This is a genomic window from Shewanella ulleungensis (assembly GCF_014648315.1).
Lineage (GTDB): Bacteria > Pseudomonadota > Gammaproteobacteria > Enterobacterales > Shewanellaceae > Shewanella > Shewanella ulleungensis.
Genome location: NZ_BMQW01000006.1, coordinates 299,838 through 321,994 on the forward strand (window position 1 = coordinate 299,838; position 22,157 = coordinate 321,994).

The window sequence follows — 22,157 nt, forward strand, 5'->3', positions numbered from 1 at the left end:
GTTGTATTTAACAACAAACAAAAAGCTCAAGCATAATGCTTGAGCTTTTTTGTTATGCATCAGAGTCATTTTGTATTGCGGCTAATACTACATAGCCTTGCGCTTCATAGTCATTAATACATTGCTGAAATTTATTTTCGAGTTTGATTTCATCAAAAAAACCCAAGGCATATGAATCACATTTTACCTTCATTTTTTTATCATTAATCAATATTGCTTCCTTCTTTAATTCTGCAAACCCCATAGAATAAGCAATTTCAACAAATTTGAGATTGATGACATATCCAAGTGCAACTGCAACGATAACAATAATGAGTTTTTTCACAATGAGTCCTTATTTTTAGTCTAAATCCATACTTAACAATAGTAGACGTTAAGTTTAGTGTGTTTGTTTAACGTAACATCTCAATAGGTAAATTAGTTATAGCAATGACTATGCCAAAATTCAAACACTTAAAAATCATTGGTTTATGTTTTTTCCTTTATGGCCGAATAAGCATTTTGCTTAAATAGTTGTCAGTTTGACCAATGAGATAATAGTGTTAGTAATGAATTGTTATCACTGATAAACGGTCATCAAAACAATTTAGCTTGGGTATATAAAAGTTAACATAAAGTATAAAATATTTGACATTTGGTCTGGGTGTATTACGTTATATGAAGTTAAATATTTCATACATAAAGTTTGCCGAGGTTAACATGGATAATAAGCGAAAGTTGATTCAATGGTTACAAGAGACGAGTTTTAGAGAAGTGACGCTATTTGTCGATTTTTTAGTGACGGCTTATATTAGCTACTTTTACGTAAGTCAGTTGGTGAATGCTTCAACAGAACAATTAGCCTCAATTGAGTGGTTGTCTACTGTGTTATTTGAGGTGATAGTTTATTCGATTGCATTGATGGTGGTGAGTTATATTGTGCTGGCATTTATCAGTGACGATGAGTTATCCCGGCCAATGGACGTTCGAGAAAAGCAGATTAATTTAGTTGGCTACAAATATACTGCCATCATTTTGCAAGTCGGGGTGATTTTAGCCTTATTTCAATATAATATCGCCGCCCAAGATTTCGAATTTATGCAATCAAGCCTGCCACATTTACCGTTACACATTTTAGTTGGGGCTTTCTTAATTGCAGAGTTAGCACATTATGGCGTGCAGTTGTACAAGGGCCGATCTGGAGATATATATGGGTAACCCTGAAGTAAACAAAATAGGGATTTCAAACTCAATTCGCACCCTACGTTTTTTAAATAATGAAATGACTCAAAAGCAATTAGCTGAACACATCGGTGTTACCCGGCAAACAGTGATGGCCATTGAATCAAATAAATACTCACCGACACTCGAGGTTGCGTTTAAAATTGCAGAAGTGTTTGACCTACCGTTAGATAAAGTATTTAGTTATCGTTCGGGTAGATAGTCAAGTGATTAAATTTGGCGCTTGACGTATTAACCTTTGCATTCACGCTCTGCTCAGACAATAATCGCACAGCATTATGGTTCAGTGAGTCTATTCTGAGCAGTGTTGAAGGTATTACAAATAGATCAGTCATTAAGGTATTCGCAATTTTATGAAGTTTAGTCCTTTGCTCGATGAGTTAATTCAATCTTTACGTGGTTTACCTGGTGTCGGCCCTAAATCTGCGCAACGTATGGCATTTCAGCTATTAGAGCGTGAACGTAAAGTGGGTTTAAAATTAGCCGAGTCATTACAAAAAGCAATGTCTGAAGTCGGGCATTGTCAAAGTTGTCGAACCTTTACTGAACAAGAGCTGTGCCCAATATGTTCAAGCCATCGCCGTGTTAATGCCGGTATTATTTGTGTAGTTGAAACGCCAGCAGATGTGCTCGCCATTGAAGCAGGTGGTCATTTTAGCGGACGTTACTTTGTGCTGCTAGGGCATTTATCTCCACTTGATGGCGTTGGTCCCGAAGAGTTAGGCCTGGCACTATTAGAGCGCCATTTAGCTTCAGACGATGTCAGCGAGCTTATTTTGGCCACCAATCCTACCGTTGAAGGGGATGCTACAGCACACTTTATTGCTGACATGGCAAGACGCCATAACGTGATTATTAGCCGTATAGCACATGGCGTACCCGTTGGCGGCGAACTTGAATATGTCGACAGCACAACATTAGCTTTGTCATTTAATGGCCGTATTCCGCTTTAATCACCGATAGCTGCTTTAGCGGTTCATCAAAGTCGATGCTGACCTGCCAATCACTTATTGGCAGGTATTTCCCTGCTAATATCATCTCTCTAGTACCAGACTGTAATCGTTTGTTACTGTGAAATGATTTTAGAGTCGATAAATACGTATTGTTGGTGAAATATTCGTCAATAAAACCCAACAGCCCTTGAAAACAGTTTAAAGCCCCCCATTTCTTGGTTAACGAAGATTTTTATACGAGTGGATAGTTCGACTCGTTTTGTATTAACGTAACACCAAGGGAAATTATTCATGTCTCAACAAGAAACTCATGGCTTTCAAACCGAAGTAAAACAACTATTGCATTTGATGATCCACTCTTTGTATTCCAATAAAGAGATTTTCTTACGTGAATTAGTCTCAAATGCGGCCGATGCAGCAGACAAATTACGCTACCTTGCGCTAACCGACGACGCACTTTATGAAGGTGACGGCGAATTACGCGTACGTGTCAGCACAGATAAAGAAAAAGGCACTGTTACTATTTCTGACAATGGTATCGGTATGACCCGCGATGGCGTTATCGAGCATTTAGGTACTATTGCTAAATCAGGAACGAAAGACTTTTTCAACAATTTATCTGGTGAAGCCTCGAAAGATTCTCAGTTAATTGGCCAATTTGGTGTTGGTTTCTACTCAGCGTTTATCGTGGCAAAAAAAGTCGTTGTGCGTACTCGTGCTGCTGGCCATGCGGTAAACGAAGCAGTATTGTGGGAATCAGAAGGAGAAGGTTCATTTAACGTTGAGACTGTCACAAAAAACACTCGCGGCACCGAAATCACTTTACACTTACGTGATGAAGAAACTGAATTTGCTGATGAGTTCCGTTTACGCTCAATTATTTCTAAATACTCAGATCATATCTCTATTCCGGTAGAAATGTTTGAAGCAGGCCAAGAAGAATCTGAAGGTGAAGACGGCGAAAAAATAGCTGCCACCGAAGGAACGTGGAAGCCAATGAACAAAGCCACAGCGCTTTGGACACGTAACAAATCTGATATTACTGACGAAGAATATCAAGAATTCTATAAACATATTTCACACGATTATGCCGATGCACTTAAATGGTCTCACAACCGTGTTGAAGGTAAGCAAGAATACACCAGCCTAGTTTACATTCCTGCTAAAGCACCTTGGGATATGTTTAACCGTGACCATAAACACGGCTTAAAATTGTTTGTGCAGCGAGTGTTTGTTATGGATGATGCTGAGCAATTCATGCCGACCTATTTACGTTTTGTAAAAGGCTTAATTGACTCAAAAGACTTACCGTTAAACGTATCGCGCGAAATTTTACAAGACAATCAAGTTACCAAAAACTTACGCCAGGCGTTAACCAAACGTGTATTAGGTATGCTTGAAAAACTTGCTGAAAATGATGCTGAGAAATACCAATCATTTTGGGCTGAATTTGGTCAAGTATTAAAAGAAGGCCCAGCAGAAGATTTTGCTAACAAAGAGCGTATTGCTGGTTTACTGCGCTTTGCTTCTACTCACGATAATTCAGCAGCGACTACCGTGTCTTTAGATGCCTATATTGAGCGTATGAAAGAAGGCCAAGATAAGATCTACTTTATTGTTGCCGACAGTCACGACGCAGCAGTTAATAGCCCGCACTTAGAGTTATTACGCAAAAAAGGCATTGAAGTATTACTGATGTCTGAGCGAATTGATGAGTGGTTAATTAATCACTTAACTGAGTTTAAAGGTAAAAAACTTCATTCGGTTACTAAAGGCGATCTTGAATTAGGTTCACTAGAAGATGAAGCTGATAAAGAAGCGCAAGATAAAGTGGCAGAAGAAGCTAAAGGCTTAGTTGAACGTATTAAAGCTGCGCTGGCTGATAAAGTATCTGATGTTAAAGTGACCTCGCGTTTAACAGATACCCCAGCTTGTGTAGTGACCGGCGACGGTGAAATGTCGACTCAAATGATTAAACTGATGCAAGCTGCAGGACAACCTGTGCCAGAATCAAAACCAACATTTGAAATTAACCCAAGCCATCCATTGGTTGAGCGTTTAAATAACGAAGCCGACGAGCAGTTATTTGCTGATTGGTCTAACTTATTATTGCAACAAGCGTTACTTTCAGAGAAGGGCAGTTTGTCCGATCCATCTGCGTTTATTAAGCTCACAAACCAGATGTTGATGGCCAGCTTTAAATAAGCTTACCTAAAGCAGTAAAAGCGGACAGTAGTCCGCTTTTGTTTTTAGATGATACCGGGGGCACTATGGATTACCTGATTAATTTAACCAAAGAAAACATCCAGCAGGTTGTCGATACCTCAATGGAAAAAATGGTGGTATTGGCATTTTGGGCGCAACCGCAGCCTGAGAGTGTACAGATGCTGCAAACCTTAGAGCAGATAGCACAGGCTCAAGCTGGTCGGTTTATTTTGGCTAAAGTCGATTGTGAAGCTGAAACCGAAATCGCTAATTATTTCCAAATTCAAAATTTACCAACCACATTGGTGCTAGACAAAGGTCGTCCGATAGATGGTTTTGCCGGCGTACAAACTGAGCAACAAGTGAATGAATTACTTAATAAGCATTTGCCGCCCTTATGGGTACAAGAGTTTGATGCGATTAAACAACTGTTAGCAGAGGGGGAGCTGACGGCTGAAGAGCTGACTCAACTCGCTGTAAAGCTAAAAACAGTGTATGCCAGTGCGCAGCAAGCTGCTGAGGTTGGGTTAGTCATGGCAGATGTTGCGTTACAGCAGGGGTTGTTAGCCGATGCTAAACAGTTGTTGGCTCAGGTTGGCTTAGCAGATCAAGACAGTTATTATCAGAATCTAATGGCCAAATTAGCATTAGCTGAAGATGCAGCCGATACTCCAGAGATACGTCAGTTACAACAAAGTGTTACACAACAACCTGATAATTTAGACGCGGTTGTTTCGCTGGCAAAAGCGTTAAATATTGCGCATCGAAATGAAGAAGCCCTTGAGTTATTGTTTGCTATTTTGCAAAAAGACTTAGGCGCATTAGACGGTAAAGTTAAACAAGCCTTTATGGATATACTTACCGCGATAGGACAGGGCAACGCGTTAGCTAATCAATATCGCCGTAAATTGTATACCTTACTGTATTAAACATCCCTTAGCGTTTTTGTTACAAACCTTATTAGATATAGGTCTAATGTGATAACAAAAGCGCTATTAAAAGTGCGGTATATGTGCGAAAATCGCCGCCCTAAAAAGAACATAAACTTAAAAGAGGACTTTTGAGATGCGCATTATTTTATTGGGTGCCCCAGGTGCCGGTAAAGGTACCCAAGCTCAGTTCATTATGGAACAGTATGGTATCCCACAAATCTCAACCGGTGACATGTTACGTGCAGCCGTTAAAGCAGGCACTCCATTAGGTTTAGAAGCCAAGAAAGTAATGGATGCAGGCCAATTGGTGTCTGACGACCTTATCATTGGTCTTGTGAAAGAGCGTATTGCTCAAGATGATTGTGTAAAAGGTTTCCTACTTGACGGTTTCCCACGCACAATTCCTCAAGCAGATGCAATGGCTGAGAATGGCATTGAGATCGATCATGTGATTGAAATCGACGTGCCTGACGAAGAAATCGTTAAGCGCATGAGCGGTCGTCGTGTCCACTCTGGTTCTGGCCGCGTTTATCATGTTGTGTTTAATCCACCAAAAGTGGAAGGCAAAGATGATGTAACCGGTGAAGAGCTTGCAATTCGTCCTGACGACGAAGAAAGCACTGTACGCAAGCGCCTAGGTATTTACCACGAGCAAACTAAACCGTTAGTAGACTACTATGGTAAAGTGGCTGCAGAAGGTCGCACTCAGTACAATAAGTTTGACGGTACTCAATCTGTGACTAAAGTGAGCGAGCAGTTAGCCAACGTATTAAAGTAATTACGATGCTAATGCTTATTAAAAACCTGCTGATGCAGGTTTTTTTATGCCAGAAATATAATAAGAATTGGCCCGTTAATTATCTGCAAATTATCTCTTAATGGTAAGTAAGGCCAAACAGTGTGAAACAAGCCTAACAATTACTGCGCTTTGAGTTAAAAGTAATATAAAGTCATTACTTATGTATGGTAGAATCTGCCGCCATTTTCGCAGAGGGCGACTTTTCAACGTTGAAAGTCGTCATAGGCAATTAACATCACACTGGCATGGACGCTAAGCTATGAGAGCCCAATATGAAGTTTCCCGGTCAACGTAAGTCAAAGCACTATTTTCCCGTAAACAGTCGTGATCCTTTATTGGCTCAACTTACCCAGCAGCCGCAACCATTCTCCACTTATATTTGTGGTATTGATCAGACTCTTGTCGATATTGAAGCCAAAGTCGAAGATGAATTACTTGAGCGCTATGGTTTACCCAAGGGTAACTCGACCCTCATTAACGATGAACAAGCTCATAATTTATATCACGAACTTAAATCAAATGAGATGATCAGTGACGAATTTGCTGGTGGTACTATTGGAAATACGGTACATAACTATTCTATTTTAGCCGACGACCGTTCTGTATTATTTGGTGTAATGAGCCAAAAAGTCATGGTTGGCAGTTATGCATATCGTTACTTATGTAACACCTCATCGAAAGTCGATTTAAACTATTTACAACCTGTTGACGGTCCTATTGGACGGTGTTTTACGTTGATTTCTGATTGTGGTGAACGAACTTTTGCTATCAGCAAAGGCTCAATGGATAAGCTGACTCCTGAGTTTATTAACAAAGATGTTATTCAAGGTAGTTCGGCGTTAGTGTTAACCGCTTATTTGATGCGAGCTAGTGACGGTGATGGCATTACCGATGCCGCGATGACAGCAATTGAATATGCCAAAGAAGCCGACGTACCCGTGGTGTTAACCTTAGGCACACGCTTTTTAATTCAAGAAGATCCTAAATGGTGGCAAGACTTTATTAAGGATCATGTGACCATTTTGGCCATGAACGAAGATGAAGGTGAGGCGCTAACCGGTTTTAAAGATCCGCTATTGGCCAGTGAAGCTGCGCTTGAATGGTGTGACATGGTATTGACTACCGCAGGGCCTATTGGTTTATATACAGCTGGCTACGCAGAAGACAGTGCCAAACGTGAAACCAGCCATTTGTTGTTACCGGGCGCTATTCCTGAGTTTAACCGTTATGAGTTTTCTCGACCTATGCTGAAAGAAGACTGTGAGACACCGATTAAGGTGTATGCTCATATATCGCCTTATATGGGTGGACCAGAGCTTATCCGTAATACCAATGGCGCTGGTGATGGCGCGTTATCGGCTTTACTCCATGATTTGTCAGCTAATACCTTCCATAAAACTAACGTACCTGGGTCAAGCAAGCACAAACGTGATGGCTTATGTTATTCATCATTTTCACAAGTATGCAAATATGCTAACCGTGTTGCATATGAAGTATTAGCACAGCACAGTCCGCGTTTATCACGTGGTTTACCTGAGCGTGAAGACAGTTTAGAAGAGTCATATTGGGAGCGTTAATCTCGCTTTAATTAAAAAAAACGATAATGAATCATCATTATCGTTTTTTTTTGCTTAGAATTTAATAGAATAACCTCAGTTCGGGTACAATCAAAACTTATCCGTTCATTAACAGCAGCTAGAATCAGCTATCACAGTAAGCAATCAGGAGCGTCACGTGAAAGGACAAATCTTAAGAGAGATGCATGTACTTAAGGCTATTGAGCCTGAGTTTGAAGTTCAGCGCCGAGTTGCATTTATTAAAGCAAAACTTAAAGAGTCGCATAGCCATAATGTGGTGCTAGGTATTAGTGGTGGCGTCGACTCTTCATTAGCGGGTCGTTTATGTCAGTTGGCTGTGGATAGCTTAAACAAAGAGCAGAGTGATATTTCCTACCAATTTATTGCTGTGCGCTTGCCATATCAAATTCAAAAAGATGAAGATGAAGCGCAATTAGCCTGCCAGTTTATTCAGCCTTCAAAGCAAGTGACTGTGAATATTGCCGACGGAGTGCTGGGCGTTCACCATGCCACACTAGCGGGCTTAGTTGAGGCTGATATGACATTACCAGAAGAAAACAAAGTCGATTTTGTTAAAGGTAATGTTAAAGCAAGAATGCGGATGGTTGCTCAATATAATATTGCCGGTTTAGTGGGCGGTTTAGTGGTTGGCACTGATCATAGTGCAGAAAATATTACCGGTTTTTATACTAAATTTGGTGATGGCGCGTGCGATTTAGCGCCGTTATTTGGCTTGAATAAACGCCAAGTACGCAAGCTTGCTGCATTTTTAGGTGCTCCATCGTTATTAGTTAACAAAGCTCCCACTGCAGATTTAGAAGACAATAAACCACAGTTAGAAGACGAAGTGGCGCTGGGATTAACTTACGATCAAATTGATGACTTTTTAGAAGGCAAAGAAGTACCTAAATCAGTCGAAGATAAATTGGTCGGGATCTACAAACGTACACAACATAAACGCCAGCCGATCCCAACGATTTACGACTAATCAGATATTTTAGTTTTTATTAGCAGTTCTCTAGTGTGTTCTATCAAGGCATTAGAATATTGCCGGTAATCTAAATATGGCGTCAGTAAACATGTGTGCTGACGCTTTATTTTATTCTTATCATCAATCGTTTGCCAAAGAGTGGACTCTTCTTTACTCATCGTCGATTCAGCGTCCGCAAATATTAGGCCGAGCCGTTGTTGGGTTTCTTTGCCGCATACAATATGCCAGCAATCTTTTGAGAAGTTATTTGGTAATAAGCACTCTGGGCGAGTATTAGGCACCACAATGCGTATTTGACAAGTTAAGCGGGGAAGAAACTGCTGGCTCGTCTTTGTGTTGACCAGTATGCGCTTGTCATCATGGAGTAGGTTATCTCTGATGCTTTTCCATACCGCACCGTTATTTGCAGTTATATCCACTTTTAAGCAGCATATCTTAGCCATAATAGTGACAATTTTTCGCCAATGATTTCCATTCAAGGCAATTAGTTTTGCAATAGCATCGGGCTGCGTTGCCTGCCAACCTGTTGGTAGTATTGGCGCAGTGGGTAGATAGAAAATGATGTCAGCGATTTGCGGACCTACAATCATTGTTGCTTGTTTACTCAGCATAAAATGTCAAAACCTTTGCTCTGTAACGATTTTAAAAGAATGTCAGTATATAAAAACGAAATGATCAGCAATTTTCAGCAAAAATAATGTTGAACCTTCACCGCTCTGGCGTTTATTTCGTTTGTCGTACGCGTTTTACTGAGTTTAATGATAAAATAAGCACAATGTTAATCCCGCAGTGTAGCAGATTATTTATTGACGATTTATCGTCACCTCACTGAATTTATCGTATTAATGATTTGGTATTTAACGCGTGTTGTGGGCTCATCGAATTAATCGTTTGATGGTAAATCATCGCCGGTTGGATATCCGTTTATTCATTTGTTAACCTCATTAAGTTAACAAATTTAATTAGTTAAGGTAGATAATGCGCGCCATCGTAATAGGGTCGACCAAACACCTGTTATTTGCTGCTTTTTATGGTGCTATCGGAATATGCGTCGCTATTCTGTTTACCGCCGTATGGCTATTAAACGATCGGCCTGATTTATCAATATGGCATACGACTCATCTCACATCTGAATATCACCAACAGTCAGGCTTAACCAATTTTAAGCAATACCTTGCTTTGGAAGATAAATTATTCGCAGAAGTTGATCGTAAAATTTATCGTCAATACCAACCACAGTTAGCGTCACCACTGAATCGTTATGAGCGCCATAGTTTGTCAGATCCCGCCTTGTGGCAACAAAACTGGAACCGTTCTTTTGAATGGCAAAACCCCCAAGCAGAATTTGGGTTATTGCTGCTCCACGGTATGTCAGATTCACCTTATGTGATGTCACATATCGCGCAACATTATCAACACCAAGCGCATATTGTGGGATTAAGGTTACCAGGGCATGGCACAGTGCCCTCAGGACTGACAGACATCACATGGCCTGATTTAGCTGGCGCAGTATCTCTTGCTGCAGCACATTTGGCTGCCAAGTTACCAGGTAAACCCATTTATGTGGCAGGTTTCTCTACTGGAGCTGCTTTAGCATTAAACCATGAGCTTGAAAATATTAACCTCAATAAGCCCACCGATTTTGCTGGGATGATATTTTTATCACCCGCGATAGGTTTAGCTCCTATTGCTGCTGGGGCATATTGGCAAGCGAAGTTGGGACGATTATTAGGTCAAGATAAACTGTACTGGAATAGTATTCAAACCGAGTACGATCCATTTCGCTATCAATCTTTTGCCGTCAATGCAGGGGACGTGGTTTACCGTTTAACATTACGTAATCAAACATTATTGGCTGGATTGACGGAGAAGCAATATAAGGCCATTGCGCCGATATTAACGTTTCAGTCAGTGGTTGATGATACAGTGTCTTCTCTATCCGTGGTTGAAAAACTGTATCAACACTTGCCAGTATCCAAAGGGCATGAATTAGTATTATTCGATGTCAATCGCAAACACAGCCATAATCAGTTATTGATGCATGATCCTTTGGCGCCTTTTGCACCTTTTTGGCTCAAGACGCCATTACCTTATCGTTTGAGTTTGCTTGAAAATAATATACAACACGATCATCATGTACAAGTGCGTGAACTTGCCAGTAACTCAAACTCTAGTGATGTACAGGCGCTGGCATTAATCTGGCCTAAAGAGGTGTATTCATTATCTCACGTAGCATTAACCTTCCCGATTGAAGACACCTTGTACGGTCCATTAGCCAGTGAAGAGCCAGATAAGATACAAATAGGCAGAGGAATATACCAAGGTGAGAGAGGTATTTTTAGTGTCACAGCCGCTGATATGTTACGTCAAAAGTGGAATCCATTTTACCCATATATGATGAGTCGAATGGACGAGTTTACCCAACAATAACATGCACTGTTAATTATTGTCCTCGCCATAGAATTTGCCCACTGTCTTTCAATTTATATCCAGATAATACGTTGGCTAATTGAAGTGTTTGTGGTTGTTTCAGTAATTTTAATAACTCTTGGAGTTGACGCCTAAAAAATATGCTTTGTGACATCACAAAGTCAAATGACTCAGTCAGCTTAGGGATAAAATGTAACCCGCTTTCCATTGCAACAGCTTGACAACCAAATCCGATATCAGCATCGTTACGAGCGATATAGCCGGCTAATTCCCGTTCAGAATTGGCCGTTGCTGTGTAAAGTAATTCATCTACGCTAGCATCGTTTAATGATAACCAATTTTGAAAGTGTTGTTGGCTCCCCGCACCTTTTTGGCGGGAAACCCAGCGAAGCGGTTGCTTTGTAATATTCATTTGATGATTAAATAAAGACGACATGTCTTTTCGCACCATTAATCCTTGATGTCGTTCATAGCCACTGACCATAATCCACTGCTGGTGGTTAGGAAAACTTTTTAATAATGAGAATATACTATTGTGATCACCCTGAAGATCTTCCCAATGAATACTACAAACATCTGCATAACCGCGCGACAGTAACTCTAAGCCTAATGTTGAGCCTGTAGCACTGTAACTTATTATTTTTTGATGTTCACTTCTAGCCATTAACTGTGCAACAAGCATTGATAGTAATGGGTCATCACTACCAGTGATGTGCATTCTGTCTGACAACATACCGCTATGACAAGAGTCCATTAACCAACGGTCTATCAATACTTTAGGAAATAGCCATTTACCCGTTACTTTTGTTCCAGGGAGGATGTGGTGATTCGCCATTGAGTAAACTTTTTTTTCATTTAAATCGAGATACTCAGCGACTTGTTTGGTATTCATGTAAATGATGTTTGATTCAATAGGCATATCATTCTCATTAGTAATTTAATGGTTGCGGCACGTTCAATATTATTTTTATGTTAATCGAGGCCATTACTCAAATATTAACGGTAACAAATAGGCCTTGCAGCCATTCTGTATAATAAGTCTTTAATGCAATATAAACACTGCAATAAAGCCAAGTTGTTAACTAACAACCCGCAAGCAAACTTAATGAACTCTAATTTAGGTGTTTATTGTAAGGTGAGTTTAACACTTTGAAAATCGAGTTATTATAAAACTGAGTCATCTGTGCTAATTTTATCTTTTACATTGTTTTAAAGGCAGTATTAGCGAACATACCGTTCAATATGACCTATTTTAAGGCAAGGGAATGATTCACGCTAAGGTAGCAAGCTATGAGTGTTGAACAAATACAATGTGTAAAACTAGATCGAGCAGTATTAGTTATTGAGCCTGATTTATCTATTTGGACTGCCATATCATCATTGTTAAAGCGTGACTTTGTCTTAGTTGAGTTTGCACGAAATGCCGAGCACGCATCTGTTTTATTTCAACGATTTAATTTTAATTTATGCATCATTGAGTTAAGTGTTATTGATGATTTTTGCTCATTCTTTTCATTAAGTCATCATGCAGTTAATCAAGATTATGCTCCCTCCCACCTGAGTGATAAAAAAACTCAATTACGCTTTAACTCTATTCCTGATGCCCCTTGTTTGGTGTTTCCTCAGCAGTTTATTGTTACCAGTAAAAGCCATAAGTCAGAAGACATTTTGTACGCCATACGTAAAGGTGCTTGTGATTACATCGTTAAACCGATAAATGCTCTTGAAATGAATGAGGTTATTTCTCGATGGTTGTTTCAACAGTCGGTTATTGCTGATACTTCTGTTGAGGATAATTTAACATTTAGTACACAGGAAAAGACTCCTAATAGTTTATTTTCATTTTTTATTGGCGATAGCATAGCGATTCAACAGGTTAAAAGAACATTAACCATAATCCGTTCCACTGGCCATGCATTATTGCTTGAGGGGGAGGTTGGTACGGGGAAAAAATTCGCTTTTAAACAACTCCAGCAATCATTAAATTCGCCCACCGATCTTATAATGATTGATTGTCGAGATCTGTCTCAACTCGATGAACAACAAATCAGATTTTATTGTGCTAACAGCAAACTACCATTATGGCTAGTGTTTAATCATATTGCTGAATTGCCAATGGATAAACAGCTTGTGCTGTTAATCATATTAGATTCAATAAAGATATATGAACAAATCAGGTTGGTTAGCATGAGTGCGACTCGATTATTTTCTCGGGTACAAAAAGGTGAGTTTTTAATTGAACTTTACTACCGTCTTGCTGAGTTTATTGTCGTTTTACCGCCATTACATCAACGCAGTGAAGATATTGTAATACTGACAAAGTTTTTCATTAATCGTTGTTTGATGAAAAGTGCTGCTACGCGTAAAGAGTTGTTAAATAATTATTCACAGTGGGGAGTGACTGATTTTCAATGTTTAACTGAATATTACTGGCCGGGTAATATCCAAGAGCTAAAAAATACGATAGAGCAATGCTTATTGCTCAATATTGCGCCTAAAGAATACATGCAGCGTTTAGCCACAACCCACAACCAGCATAGTACTAATCCATTAGAAACCTCAGAAATTAACTCTGGACAACATTACCTACCAGTTGATTGGGACTTAAAGAGCATTGAAAAAGCACATATTACTCGAGTAATTAAGCATTATGGTGGTAATAAAATGCTGGCTGCTGAACATCTTGGCGTGTCACGTAAAACAATCGATCGTAAAATTAAAGAGTGGGACCTCGATTAGGTGTAATCCGTTTTGCTGTAAATATGATGACAAATTCAGATTTGCTTTGGACAAATTGTCCGTTTTTGTGTTTTCTATTTCCTTTTGAGTGATTTTTGTTGCCTTAGTTGTAGTTTTTGTTAATCAAGCTTGAGCTTAATTGAGGCCTTCGGCAAGAATACGTTCATTAAAAATTGGACCTTCAGAAAATAGGAAGACATTGCCAGTGAATCAAATTAATCCTACACGTACATCGTTACGTTTATCTCTTTTATCAATTGCTATTTTGACTAGTTTTAGCAGTATGGCTGACGATATCGAAAGAGATCCGCTATTAAAAATTCAAGAAGTGATAGTTGTAAAAGGTCAAAGTGTATCAGCAGTGGAAGCATCGATGACACATTGGAGTATTTCAAGAGATGATATTGAAGCTTCAGGAGCCCAAAGCTTAGATAAAGTGTTGAAAAATGTCCCTGGTATTTATGTTCGAGTGGGCGGGCAGGGTACACCAAGAGTGGATATTCGCGGCTTTAAAGCGAGACATGTTATTTATTTAATTAATGGTGTGCCAGCCAATGATGCTGAAGATGGTCAGTTTGATCCTAGCGTTATCCCCACCTCATTAATTGAATCTATTGAAGTTTCTGTTGGACCATCATCTGTACTCTATGGTCCTGGTGGGGCGGGTGGTGTCATCAATATCATTACCCGAGAGGGCGATATGGAGCCCAGTTCCTCTGGTAATCTTGAATTTTCTGAAAATGATACGGCAAATGGCAATATAAACGTCGCTGGCAGTGGTAGTAACTGGCAAGGGTTTATGAGTTATAACCATCAACAGACTGACGGATTTCCGATGTCATCTGATTATGATGACACGGAAGAACAAATAGGTGATACGCGTTTAAATGCCGATAAAACCCTAGATAATGTGTACGCACAAGGTAGTTATTTTGTTTCAAATGACACAATGATTACCGGTAATATTAACTATAATTCAGCAAGTTGGGGTAAGCCAAGCTCTGATGGAACCGGTTCGAGTAAAGTTAAATATGAACGTATAGATGATTTCGACAGCATGGTTGTGCAGCTGGGTATTGCACATAAATTCTCGCAGTCATTAGTGTTTCGTGGTTTTGGCTATCATAACGAGAGTGATACTGTAGATGTTGTTTATAAGAGCAGTGATTATGATGATATAAAATCCAGCCAAGACAGCACATCAACTGTTCAAGGTGCTAACTTGCAGTTGATTAAAGATATGTTTGATTATGGCATGTTAACGACGTCGCTCATAAGCGAACAGCAACGTTGGGAATCAACTAGCGCTACATCGGGTTCAGACTCAAGTGATCAGTTTGACAAAGAAGCCTGGTTACATACATTCGCAGCAGAGTATCAGTATCAGAGTGATGATCTTTATGGCATGACATTAGGTTTAGCTGCTCATAATCATGAGCAAGACAAAGGCAATGATGATAATTATTCAGGGCAATTATCAGGTTACTGGAGTGTATCTGATAACAGTAAATTACATGCAGGCATCGCACGTAAGGTACGTTTTCCTTCATTAACAAATCTATATTCTCAATCTTCTGGTAATGAAGATCTTACCCCGGAAGAGTCTGCACACATTGAATTAGGCTTTAAACAAGGCTTAGCTTATCAAACCGAATTCGATGTGACAGGTTTTTATACTGAAGCAGACGATTACATTGCTAAAGACGACGACAGTATTTATCAAAACTTAGGTGACTACAAATTTAAAGGTATTGATTTTTATGTAAAAAATCAATATTTTGATAATTTAATGCTGACTGTTTCTTACAGTTATTTGGACTCTGAAGCATTAGATGATGACAATATTAGCGAGCTAGAGTACCGACCAAAAAATCAATATCGATTCCAAGGCCAATATCAATTTAATGTAGGATTAAAAGTGAGCCTTGATATTGAACACATTACCGATCAAATCTTCTACACAAGTGAAAAAATAAGCGGCAACACAGTGTCGGTTCAGAATGAATTAGACAGTTATACGCTTATTGATCTTAATCTTTCACAGCCAATTTTTGGCGATAATTTAGACGCTTATATCCGAGCGACTAATTTATTAGATGAAAATTATTACCAAAGTGAAGCTCTGCCTCAAGCGGGAAGGCAGGTGTTTGTTGGTATTAACTGGCAGCTTTAATTCATGATGTTACTGGCATTGCATCAAGTTGAACTGCAACAAGGCAATTCAACTTATTTATACCAGAACCTGAATCTCCAGATAAATGCTGGAGAATGCCACTGTATTAGCGGTGTGACGGGGTGCGGTAAAACAACCTTGTTGCAGCTGATGGCAATGCCAAATCAATTTAACTATCAGGGGGAAATCACTCACAGTGATGAGCTCATCATTGGGATTATCATGCAAGACCCTCATGTACAGTTAATTAGAGAGACCATAGGGGCAGAAGTTGCATTTGGACTTGAAAACCTATTAGTGCGACCTATTGATATGCTGCCGTTAGTTGAACAGGCATTAACTAAAGTGGGCTTAGTTTTACCGCTTAATACGCCAGTAGACCATCTCTCATTAGGTCAAAAGTATCGTCTCATGCTTGCCGCTCAACTGGTATTTGAACCTAATTTAATTTTAATAGATGAGCCTTGGGCTCAACTTGATAACCAAGGTATTACCGATCTTTGCAAGGTGTTATTAGACTTACTTAATACAGGTGTAGGTGTTGTAATAGTGGAACACAATACATATCCATTTACTCAACTTATTAATTATCAATGGCAGTTAATATCAGGAACGCTAATACCCGCGAATAAAGAGATATCTTCAAGTGAGGATTTTATCGAAAACATAAGCCGTCATTCTGTATCTCAACATGATATTGATAAAATACCGTTGACTATGACGCACCCGGTAAAGCAAGGTGCGCTCAGTTTAGGTGGGCGTCCTTGCGTGCTTAGCATGTCAGGGCTAACAATTCAGTTTGCTAATCAAAATCCACTATTGCACATCAACAATAATGTGACGATGCATTCGGGGGATATTGTGGGATTATTTGGTGAAAATGGTTGCGGCAAAACTAACTTGTTTAATCGAATCGTCGGTGTGAGTGCTGGTTATAAAGGGCAAATTTCGCTACTAGGTAAAACACCAAAATTGGGAATATTTGGCGCTAACTTGGGGTTTTTAATGCAAAGGCCATCAAGGCAACTTTTTGAAATGACGGTACAACAAGAGCTTGAATTTAGCCTAAAGCGATTTGGATTACCATTATCAAATGCAACAGATATATTAACACAGTTAAACTTAATGCCTTTAGCATTACACTCGCCACACAAGTTGTCTTATGGGCAACAGCATCTAGTGGCATTTGCATCTGTTCTGTGTATAAACCCCAAAGTATTATTACTAGATGATCCTTTTGCGGGTTTAGATGATAATTATTTCCCACTAGTGATTAAAGCTTTGAAACACTTTTCTGAAAACGGTGGTGCGGTTATTTTTTCAAGTCATCGTCATATTTTGTCTTCACTGATTAGCAAGTGTTGGTTAATTGAGCGGCAGCAGTTAACTGAACATTGTGTGTTAAACGGAACATCATAGTCATGATAAGTTTAAAATCAACTAAACATAAAAAGTGTAGATTAACCGTCATAGCGTCTTCGGTTGGTGAAATAAACTGTGACGTTTTTCATTCAAAGATAAAATTAATAATATGCAGTGCCGCAATTATCTTCAGTATTGTCTTATCGATGAGTGCCTTTTTAGTACAACAAGAAAACCTTGCTTACTTATTGTTAGTCAACGTCTTTTTACTTTTTCATGCATGGTGTCGTCAAGCTAACTTAGCCCCATTAATAAAGCTTTTTTTTATCCAATCCCTTGTTACTGTTGGCTTGTACGCCTTGCTTTATGGTGGAGAACGATTATTTGAAGCGATTATTGTCGTTACTCGAATAATACTGGTTATGTTACCAAGCTGGTGGCTTGCTTGTACGCAATCGAGTCATCAAATAAGTCAGGTATTGGGTTTATTATTACCAACAAAGTGGGCTTTTGTGGTTACAACATCAATAAAAGTATTACCCTTTATTGGTCAAGAAGTGCGAGATATTTACCATATTCAATGTCTGCGTGGGGCTCGTATTACACCTAAAGAACTAATAAACCCTATCAATTGGTATGAATTGGTTCAATGTGTGTTATTTCCTTTATTAATTCAATTATTAAGTTTATCAAAACACATTGCACATTCAGCAAACCAACGACATTTCGACAAATCATCAAAACACACACATTGGCCGTTCAATTAACCGTATAACGTTAAGGTAATCGTAAATGAATTCGAGATTTAATTTACACCATTCTTTATTTATTGGCTTTTGTGCAACATTGCTAGTGGTAATAAAAAGTATGTTACGGATGAAATTAGGCCTTTCTGGACATTCAATGTTTTTAATGAGTCTATTTTATTTAGTGTGCTACGGAGCAACGAATAAAGTTGGCAGTATGACGCTATGCGGATTGTTGGCGGGGTTATTAGCCATGATTTTAGGGATAGGGAAAGGCGGCTTCTTAATATTATTGAAATTCACCTTGCCTGCGATAGCAATGGACATTGGCTTACTTTTCATTGCTAATTTATTTTCTCTTAAATTACGACTAATTTTGCTTGCCTTGATAGGCAGTATTGCATGGGCTGTAAAATCAGGTTTGCAAGATTTTTTAGTGGGTATGGACATCAAAATAGTCCTAATCCAATTTGGCGTTAATAGTCTTAGTGGCAGTGTGTTTGCGGTATTAGGCGCATTACTTGTGCCACTGATTTTAAAGCGTTTAGATGCGCATGATTTACTAACTAAAAATGGGATGCGTAATAAATGACAACAACCTGGTTAATTTGTATTGATGATACCGATGATATTGGAACAAAAGGTACCGGAGAAATTGCTGAGGAGATCATGTATCTCATTATGTCCAAGTCGCACTTAAATTCAGTTAATGAGACAGAAAACAATATAGCTGCATGGGTGACAAGGCATCAACTATTTGTTCATCCTGATATTCCATACACCTCTCACAATAGCGCAATGTGTTTTGAATTGCAGTCAGCATTGTCATTAAGCCAAATCAAACAAATTTGTACGGAACATTTATTAGCTGAGAGTGCCTCTGTTGCTGATCCTGGTCTGGCGATTGTAGATAAATTAGCATTGACTCACGATGATGTAGTAAATCTCATTGCCTTTGGCTCTGAGGCAAAGCGAGAAGTTAAGACAAAAGATCAGGCTTATCAATTAGCAAAAGATGTGAATGTTGATTTATCAGAGCATGGTGGAACTGGTCAAGGCGTTATTGGTGCTATTGCCGGTATTGGTTTGCGTTTGTCAGGTAATGATGGACGTGTGAAAGGTAAAATATCCGTTGGATTAGCTGAAAATACAGATTATATATCGTTGAGTGTCAACCAAATCATCGCATGTTCAGGGCTTGATGGTGTAATTGATATTGAAGGAGTAAAACGTGATGGTGAAGACATTATTGTGCTAAGTGGTAAAGTGAAAGCCGTATTCGTTCACGATCAGTTTTTATTACTGGTTTACCAAAGTCTGGATAATCAAACTGGAAAAAAACATTGGTGTAATGCTTTAAAGCAACAGTTAAAAAAATACTAGAGAAAGGTAAATCGATGGAATCTAACGTTGATGAATATGATTGCTCAGTGATGTTAACGTGGTTTATGTTTAGACCGGCATCACAATCTGGCTCTTCATCCGGAAGCTGGATATTTCGCTTTAGCAGCGATAATGTTGTTCAATCCCGCTTAGCAGCATCCCATTGTCATTACTTTATGGCTGATGATGAAGATGAAATGCTTGATGATAAGTTGCTTAGCTGTGTTAATTGTATGCGTAGAAGATGGCTTGTTGATGGTTTTGAGTGTTATGGCTTACCATCGTAAAATGACCTTATAAAGACGTAATTTTCACGATATTTGAAATAGCTTGTAAATAGAAAACTAATTTATTTTAGGCTTGTCATTAAACTCCGGACGAGTTTATCCAACACCGTCCATAACGTTAGGCGAGCTTATCCATTAATAATATCGATGACAGTCTTATTTCGTCCTTCTTGTTTTGCCTTGTAGAGATTATCGTCTGCAATTTTTATCCATTTGTCTAACTCATTTGCATAGTCGGGATTAGCAGTAATAGCTCCTATACTTACAGTGACAGTAAAAGATCGCTTGTCCTCTGGTGATATCATTTCGAGATCAGCTAAAGCCTCTCTAAAGCTATTTAAATGATGTTTAATATGCAGTGCGTTTGTGAGCGGTAAAATTAATAAGAATTCTTCACCGCCATAACGAGAAACAATATCAATATCGCGTTTAAAGTATTTTTGTAGTAACTGAGCGACTATGCGCAAACACTCATCACCGGCTAAATGGCCATAGTTGTCATTTATATTCTTAAAGAGATCTAAATCCAATACCACTACAGTAATGGCTTGTTCGCTGCGTAGGCAAAAGTCTAATAATTCGGTAAATTTACGTTCTGCATAACGGCGATTGTATAAGCCGGTTAACGGATCTCGGTCAACTAATTCTTTGAGTTTACGGTTCGCCGTTTCTAACTCTTCAGTACGCCTTACAACTGTCTCTTCTAGTTCCACTTGATGGTCGATCAATTGCTGTTTACTTGCCGCTAAACGTTGATACAAACTGAATACTTCTTTTGGAGAGTTTTCGTCAATGCTTTGGATTTTATTTAGGCCTAATCCCGATGGACTAAATTGACTTGCAACCGCCTCTAAAGGCACTGTGAGTAATGCACTGAGTTTTCTTGATATGTAAAAAGTACCTATTAACGATATCAGTAACATAATAAAACTACTGAACATTTGCTCTTCAGCCAGTTTAAGCAAAGGAGAGAATTCTTTTAGGATATATACTGTCCAACCGTTATCGAGTGTTTGGTGAGCATAGATATATTCAGGCACTATTGATTTTGGACGCTCGATATTGAGTAACTCTAAGCGGGTACGATATACCCCATTATTAATCGCGAAATTGAATTTCGATAACGACTTTAATCCGAGTTTTTCAGAAGCATAAATAATTTGATTTTGTTCGTCAACCATGACAACTGATTCATCATCGGCATACTCACTTGCTTGATCTATATGCGAAAAATGATTTAAATCGAGTGAACCCTCAACGATTCCTGCTGTTGTGGTGTGCTGTTCATTGGTATAAAAAGGTGCGCTCATGGCAATAATTGAATCATTACCAAAGCCACGCCCAAGAAATACCGATGACACAAATAAACGGTGGTTGTAAAACGACTCAATAAAATAGTCGCGGTCTTTAATCGTCGTCTTTTGCGTTTTACTTTGAGCTAATAAACGAGACACAGGGCTTGCCGCAACGATTTCTGCTTGAGGATTGGCAATTAACATACTAATAAAACCGGGGTAACTATTATGTAAATTGGATAACATTGGTTGCCATTGCAATGGGTCATAAGAAGCAATGGTTAATTGGTTCGCAGCGTTTGCAATAACTGTTTTATGGTTGTTTATGTAATTTTGAGCTGACGTAGCTAGGTGAGACACCGCATCATTGATGTTTTCTTTTAACATTTTTTGCTGACGGTCTAAAAAATAGTAATTAAAAATCAGCGCAGAAAACAGCAAGGTCAGGGTGACCATGAGTGTGAAAAAGTAAGTGAGCTGTGCACTCAGTAAGCGACGATGACGGTCTTTTACCTTGTCTTTAAAAAACCACAATTTAGGTATTGCTAAAATAAGTAGTGAAGCAATGCTGGTATATACCAAGCCATTAACACCTTGCTTTGCAATAATAAAACCTAAGTGCGATGAGGGTATGTCCATAATAAAAGTGACATACAAATAAACCAATGGTGCACCAATAACTAACCAATACGTAGCGTCTGCATACAAGGCATAGATATCACGTCGCCTTGCGTAACCTAAAAATAATGCTTCTAGTCCAAAGAATAAATAAACATGAGGACTGTCCCAGTTAATCATTAACCCTGTTGACGCAAGCATCGCTGTCACAAATGCATACCACGGACCTAGCAAAACAGCTGCTATTACGGTGACAGTGTTACCTAATACAAATTGCACATTGGCAAAGAATTGGATGGGGTAGCAATTAATTAACAAACCTACTACGCCTAAAGCAATAGAAAAAAGCAGATGTTGTTGGTTAATTTGGGGAAGCTTCAAAAAGAGGTCCTTATTGATTTTATTATAAAAAGCGTCTTGCTATTCAATACTTATCTCAAGAATCC

General features: G+C 39.0%; 20 protein-coding genes. 16 read left to right on the forward strand and 4 right to left on the reverse strand.

Annotated features, from left to right (window positions below):
• Nucleotides 1–52: 52 nt before the first annotated feature.
• Nucleotides 53–325, reverse strand: a complete 273-nt coding sequence (locus IEY40_RS13460) for a hypothetical protein (RefSeq protein ID WP_188956988.1) — start codon at nucleotides 323–325, stop codon at nucleotides 53–55.
• A gap of 374 nt (nucleotides 326–699) precedes the next feature.
• Here IEY40_RS13460 and IEY40_RS13465 point away from each other — a divergent pair, with 374 nt between their 5' ends.
• The 8 genes from IEY40_RS13465 to nadE all read left to right on the forward strand — a co-directional run bounded on the left by IEY40_RS13465 (nucleotide 700) and on the right by nadE (nucleotide 8,675).
• Entirely contained in the window at nucleotides 700–1,197 is a 498-nt protein-coding gene (locus IEY40_RS13465) for a hypothetical protein (protein WP_188956990.1), read from the forward strand.
• Nucleotides 1,190–1,423 (forward strand): helix-turn-helix transcriptional regulator, encoded by a 234-nt coding sequence (locus tag IEY40_RS13470; RefSeq protein WP_188956992.1) that lies wholly within the window; start codon nucleotides 1,190–1,192, stop codon nucleotides 1,421–1,423. Before IEY40_RS13465 ends, IEY40_RS13470 begins: the two co-directional genes overlap by 8 nt.
• A gap of 151 nt (nucleotides 1,424–1,574) precedes the next feature.
• On the forward strand, nucleotides 1,575–2,174 hold the full coding sequence (recR, locus tag IEY40_RS13475; protein WP_188956994.1) for a recombination mediator RecR: 600 nt from the start codon (nucleotides 1,575–1,577) through the stop codon (nucleotides 2,172–2,174).
• A 291-nt stretch (nucleotides 2,175–2,465) separates the two neighbouring features.
• A complete protein-coding gene (gene htpG / locus IEY40_RS13480) occupies nucleotides 2,466–4,379 on the forward strand; it encodes a molecular chaperone HtpG (RefSeq protein WP_188956996.1) in 1,914 nt (637 codons plus the stop codon).
• A 65-nt stretch (nucleotides 4,380–4,444) separates the two neighbouring features.
• Nucleotides 4,445–5,308, forward strand: a complete 864-nt coding sequence (locus IEY40_RS13485; protein WP_188956998.1) for a co-chaperone YbbN — start codon at nucleotides 4,445–4,447, stop codon at nucleotides 5,306–5,308.
• Nucleotides 5,309–5,444: 136 nt separating this feature from the next.
• Nucleotides 5,445–6,089, forward strand: a complete 645-nt coding sequence (gene adk / locus IEY40_RS13490; protein WP_188957000.1) for an adenylate kinase — start codon at nucleotides 5,445–5,447, stop codon at nucleotides 6,087–6,089.
• Between the two features lie 293 nt (nucleotides 6,090–6,382).
• Nucleotides 6,383–7,687, forward strand: coding sequence for an inosine/guanosine kinase (locus IEY40_RS13495; protein WP_188957001.1), 1,305 nt, complete (start codon nucleotides 6,383–6,385; stop codon nucleotides 7,685–7,687).
• Nucleotides 7,688–7,844: 157 nt separating this feature from the next.
• The gene (gene nadE, locus IEY40_RS13500; protein WP_188957004.1) at nucleotides 7,845–8,675 is read left to right on the forward strand and encodes an NAD(+) synthase; all 831 of its coding nucleotides are present in this window, start codon (nucleotides 7,845–7,847) and stop codon (nucleotides 8,673–8,675) included.
• Here the strand turns inward: nadE and IEY40_RS13505 are convergent.
• A complete protein-coding gene (locus IEY40_RS13505; RefSeq protein WP_229777107.1) occupies nucleotides 8,672–9,289 on the reverse strand; it encodes a DUF6942 family protein in 618 nt (205 codons plus the stop codon). The two genes, nadE and IEY40_RS13505, sit on opposite strands and share 4 nt — an antisense overlap.
• A 367-nt stretch (nucleotides 9,290–9,656) precedes the next feature.
• On the opposite strand from IEY40_RS13505, the gene IEY40_RS13510 reads away from it, so the two are divergent.
• Nucleotides 9,657–11,108: an alpha/beta hydrolase gene (locus IEY40_RS13510; RefSeq protein WP_188957006.1), complete on the forward strand. Its 1,452-nt coding sequence runs from the start codon at nucleotides 9,657–9,659 to the stop codon at nucleotides 11,106–11,108.
• A gap of 13 nt (nucleotides 11,109–11,121) precedes the next feature.
• On the opposite strand, the gene IEY40_RS13515 is transcribed toward IEY40_RS13510, so the two are convergent.
• Entirely contained in the window at nucleotides 11,122–12,027 is a 906-nt protein-coding gene (locus IEY40_RS13515; RefSeq protein ID WP_188957008.1) for a substrate-binding domain-containing protein, read from the reverse strand.
• A 371-nt stretch (nucleotides 12,028–12,398) separates the two neighbouring features.
• Between IEY40_RS13515 and IEY40_RS13520 the strand changes: the two genes are divergently transcribed.
• The 7 genes from IEY40_RS13520 to IEY40_RS13550 all read left to right on the forward strand — a co-directional run bounded on the left by IEY40_RS13520 (nucleotide 12,399) and on the right by IEY40_RS13550 (nucleotide 19,798).
• Entirely contained in the window at nucleotides 12,399–13,847 is a 1,449-nt protein-coding gene (locus IEY40_RS13520; RefSeq protein WP_188957010.1) for a sigma-54-dependent transcriptional regulator, read from the forward strand.
• Between the two features lie 205 nt (nucleotides 13,848–14,052).
• Entirely contained in the window at nucleotides 14,053–16,020 is a 1,968-nt protein-coding gene (locus tag IEY40_RS13525; RefSeq protein WP_229777108.1) for a TonB-dependent receptor plug domain-containing protein, read from the forward strand.
• A gap of 3 nt (nucleotides 16,021–16,023) precedes the next feature.
• On the forward strand, nucleotides 16,024–17,439 hold the full coding sequence (locus tag IEY40_RS13530; protein ID WP_188957011.1) for an ATP-binding cassette domain-containing protein: 1,416 nt from the start codon (nucleotides 16,024–16,026) through the stop codon (nucleotides 17,437–17,439).
• A 98-nt stretch (nucleotides 17,440–17,537) separates the two neighbouring features.
• Nucleotides 17,538–18,149 carry a CbiQ family ECF transporter T component gene (locus IEY40_RS13535; protein ID WP_428848164.1) on the forward strand — a complete coding sequence of 204 codons (612 nt, stop codon included), beginning with the start codon at nucleotides 17,538–17,540 and terminating at the stop codon, nucleotides 18,147–18,149.
• A gap of 25 nt (nucleotides 18,150–18,174) precedes the next feature.
• Nucleotides 18,175–18,720: a core component of ECF transporter gene (locus IEY40_RS13540; RefSeq protein ID WP_188957014.1), complete on the forward strand. Its 546-nt coding sequence runs from the start codon at nucleotides 18,175–18,177 to the stop codon at nucleotides 18,718–18,720.
• A complete protein-coding gene (locus IEY40_RS13545) occupies nucleotides 18,717–19,511 on the forward strand; it encodes a DNA-binding protein (protein WP_188957016.1) in 795 nt (264 codons plus the stop codon). Before IEY40_RS13540 ends, IEY40_RS13545 begins: the two co-directional genes overlap by 4 nt.
• A 14-nt stretch (nucleotides 19,512–19,525) precedes the next feature.
• On the forward strand, nucleotides 19,526–19,798 hold the full coding sequence (locus IEY40_RS13550; protein WP_229777110.1) for a hypothetical protein: 273 nt from the start codon (nucleotides 19,526–19,528) through the stop codon (nucleotides 19,796–19,798).
• A gap of 128 nt (nucleotides 19,799–19,926) precedes the next feature.
• Here IEY40_RS13550 and IEY40_RS13555 read toward each other — a convergent pair whose 3' ends face one another.
• Entirely contained in the window at nucleotides 19,927–22,092 is a 2,166-nt protein-coding gene (locus IEY40_RS13555) for a diguanylate cyclase (protein ID WP_229777111.1), read from the reverse strand.
• Between the last annotated feature and the right edge of the window lie 65 nt (nucleotides 22,093–22,157).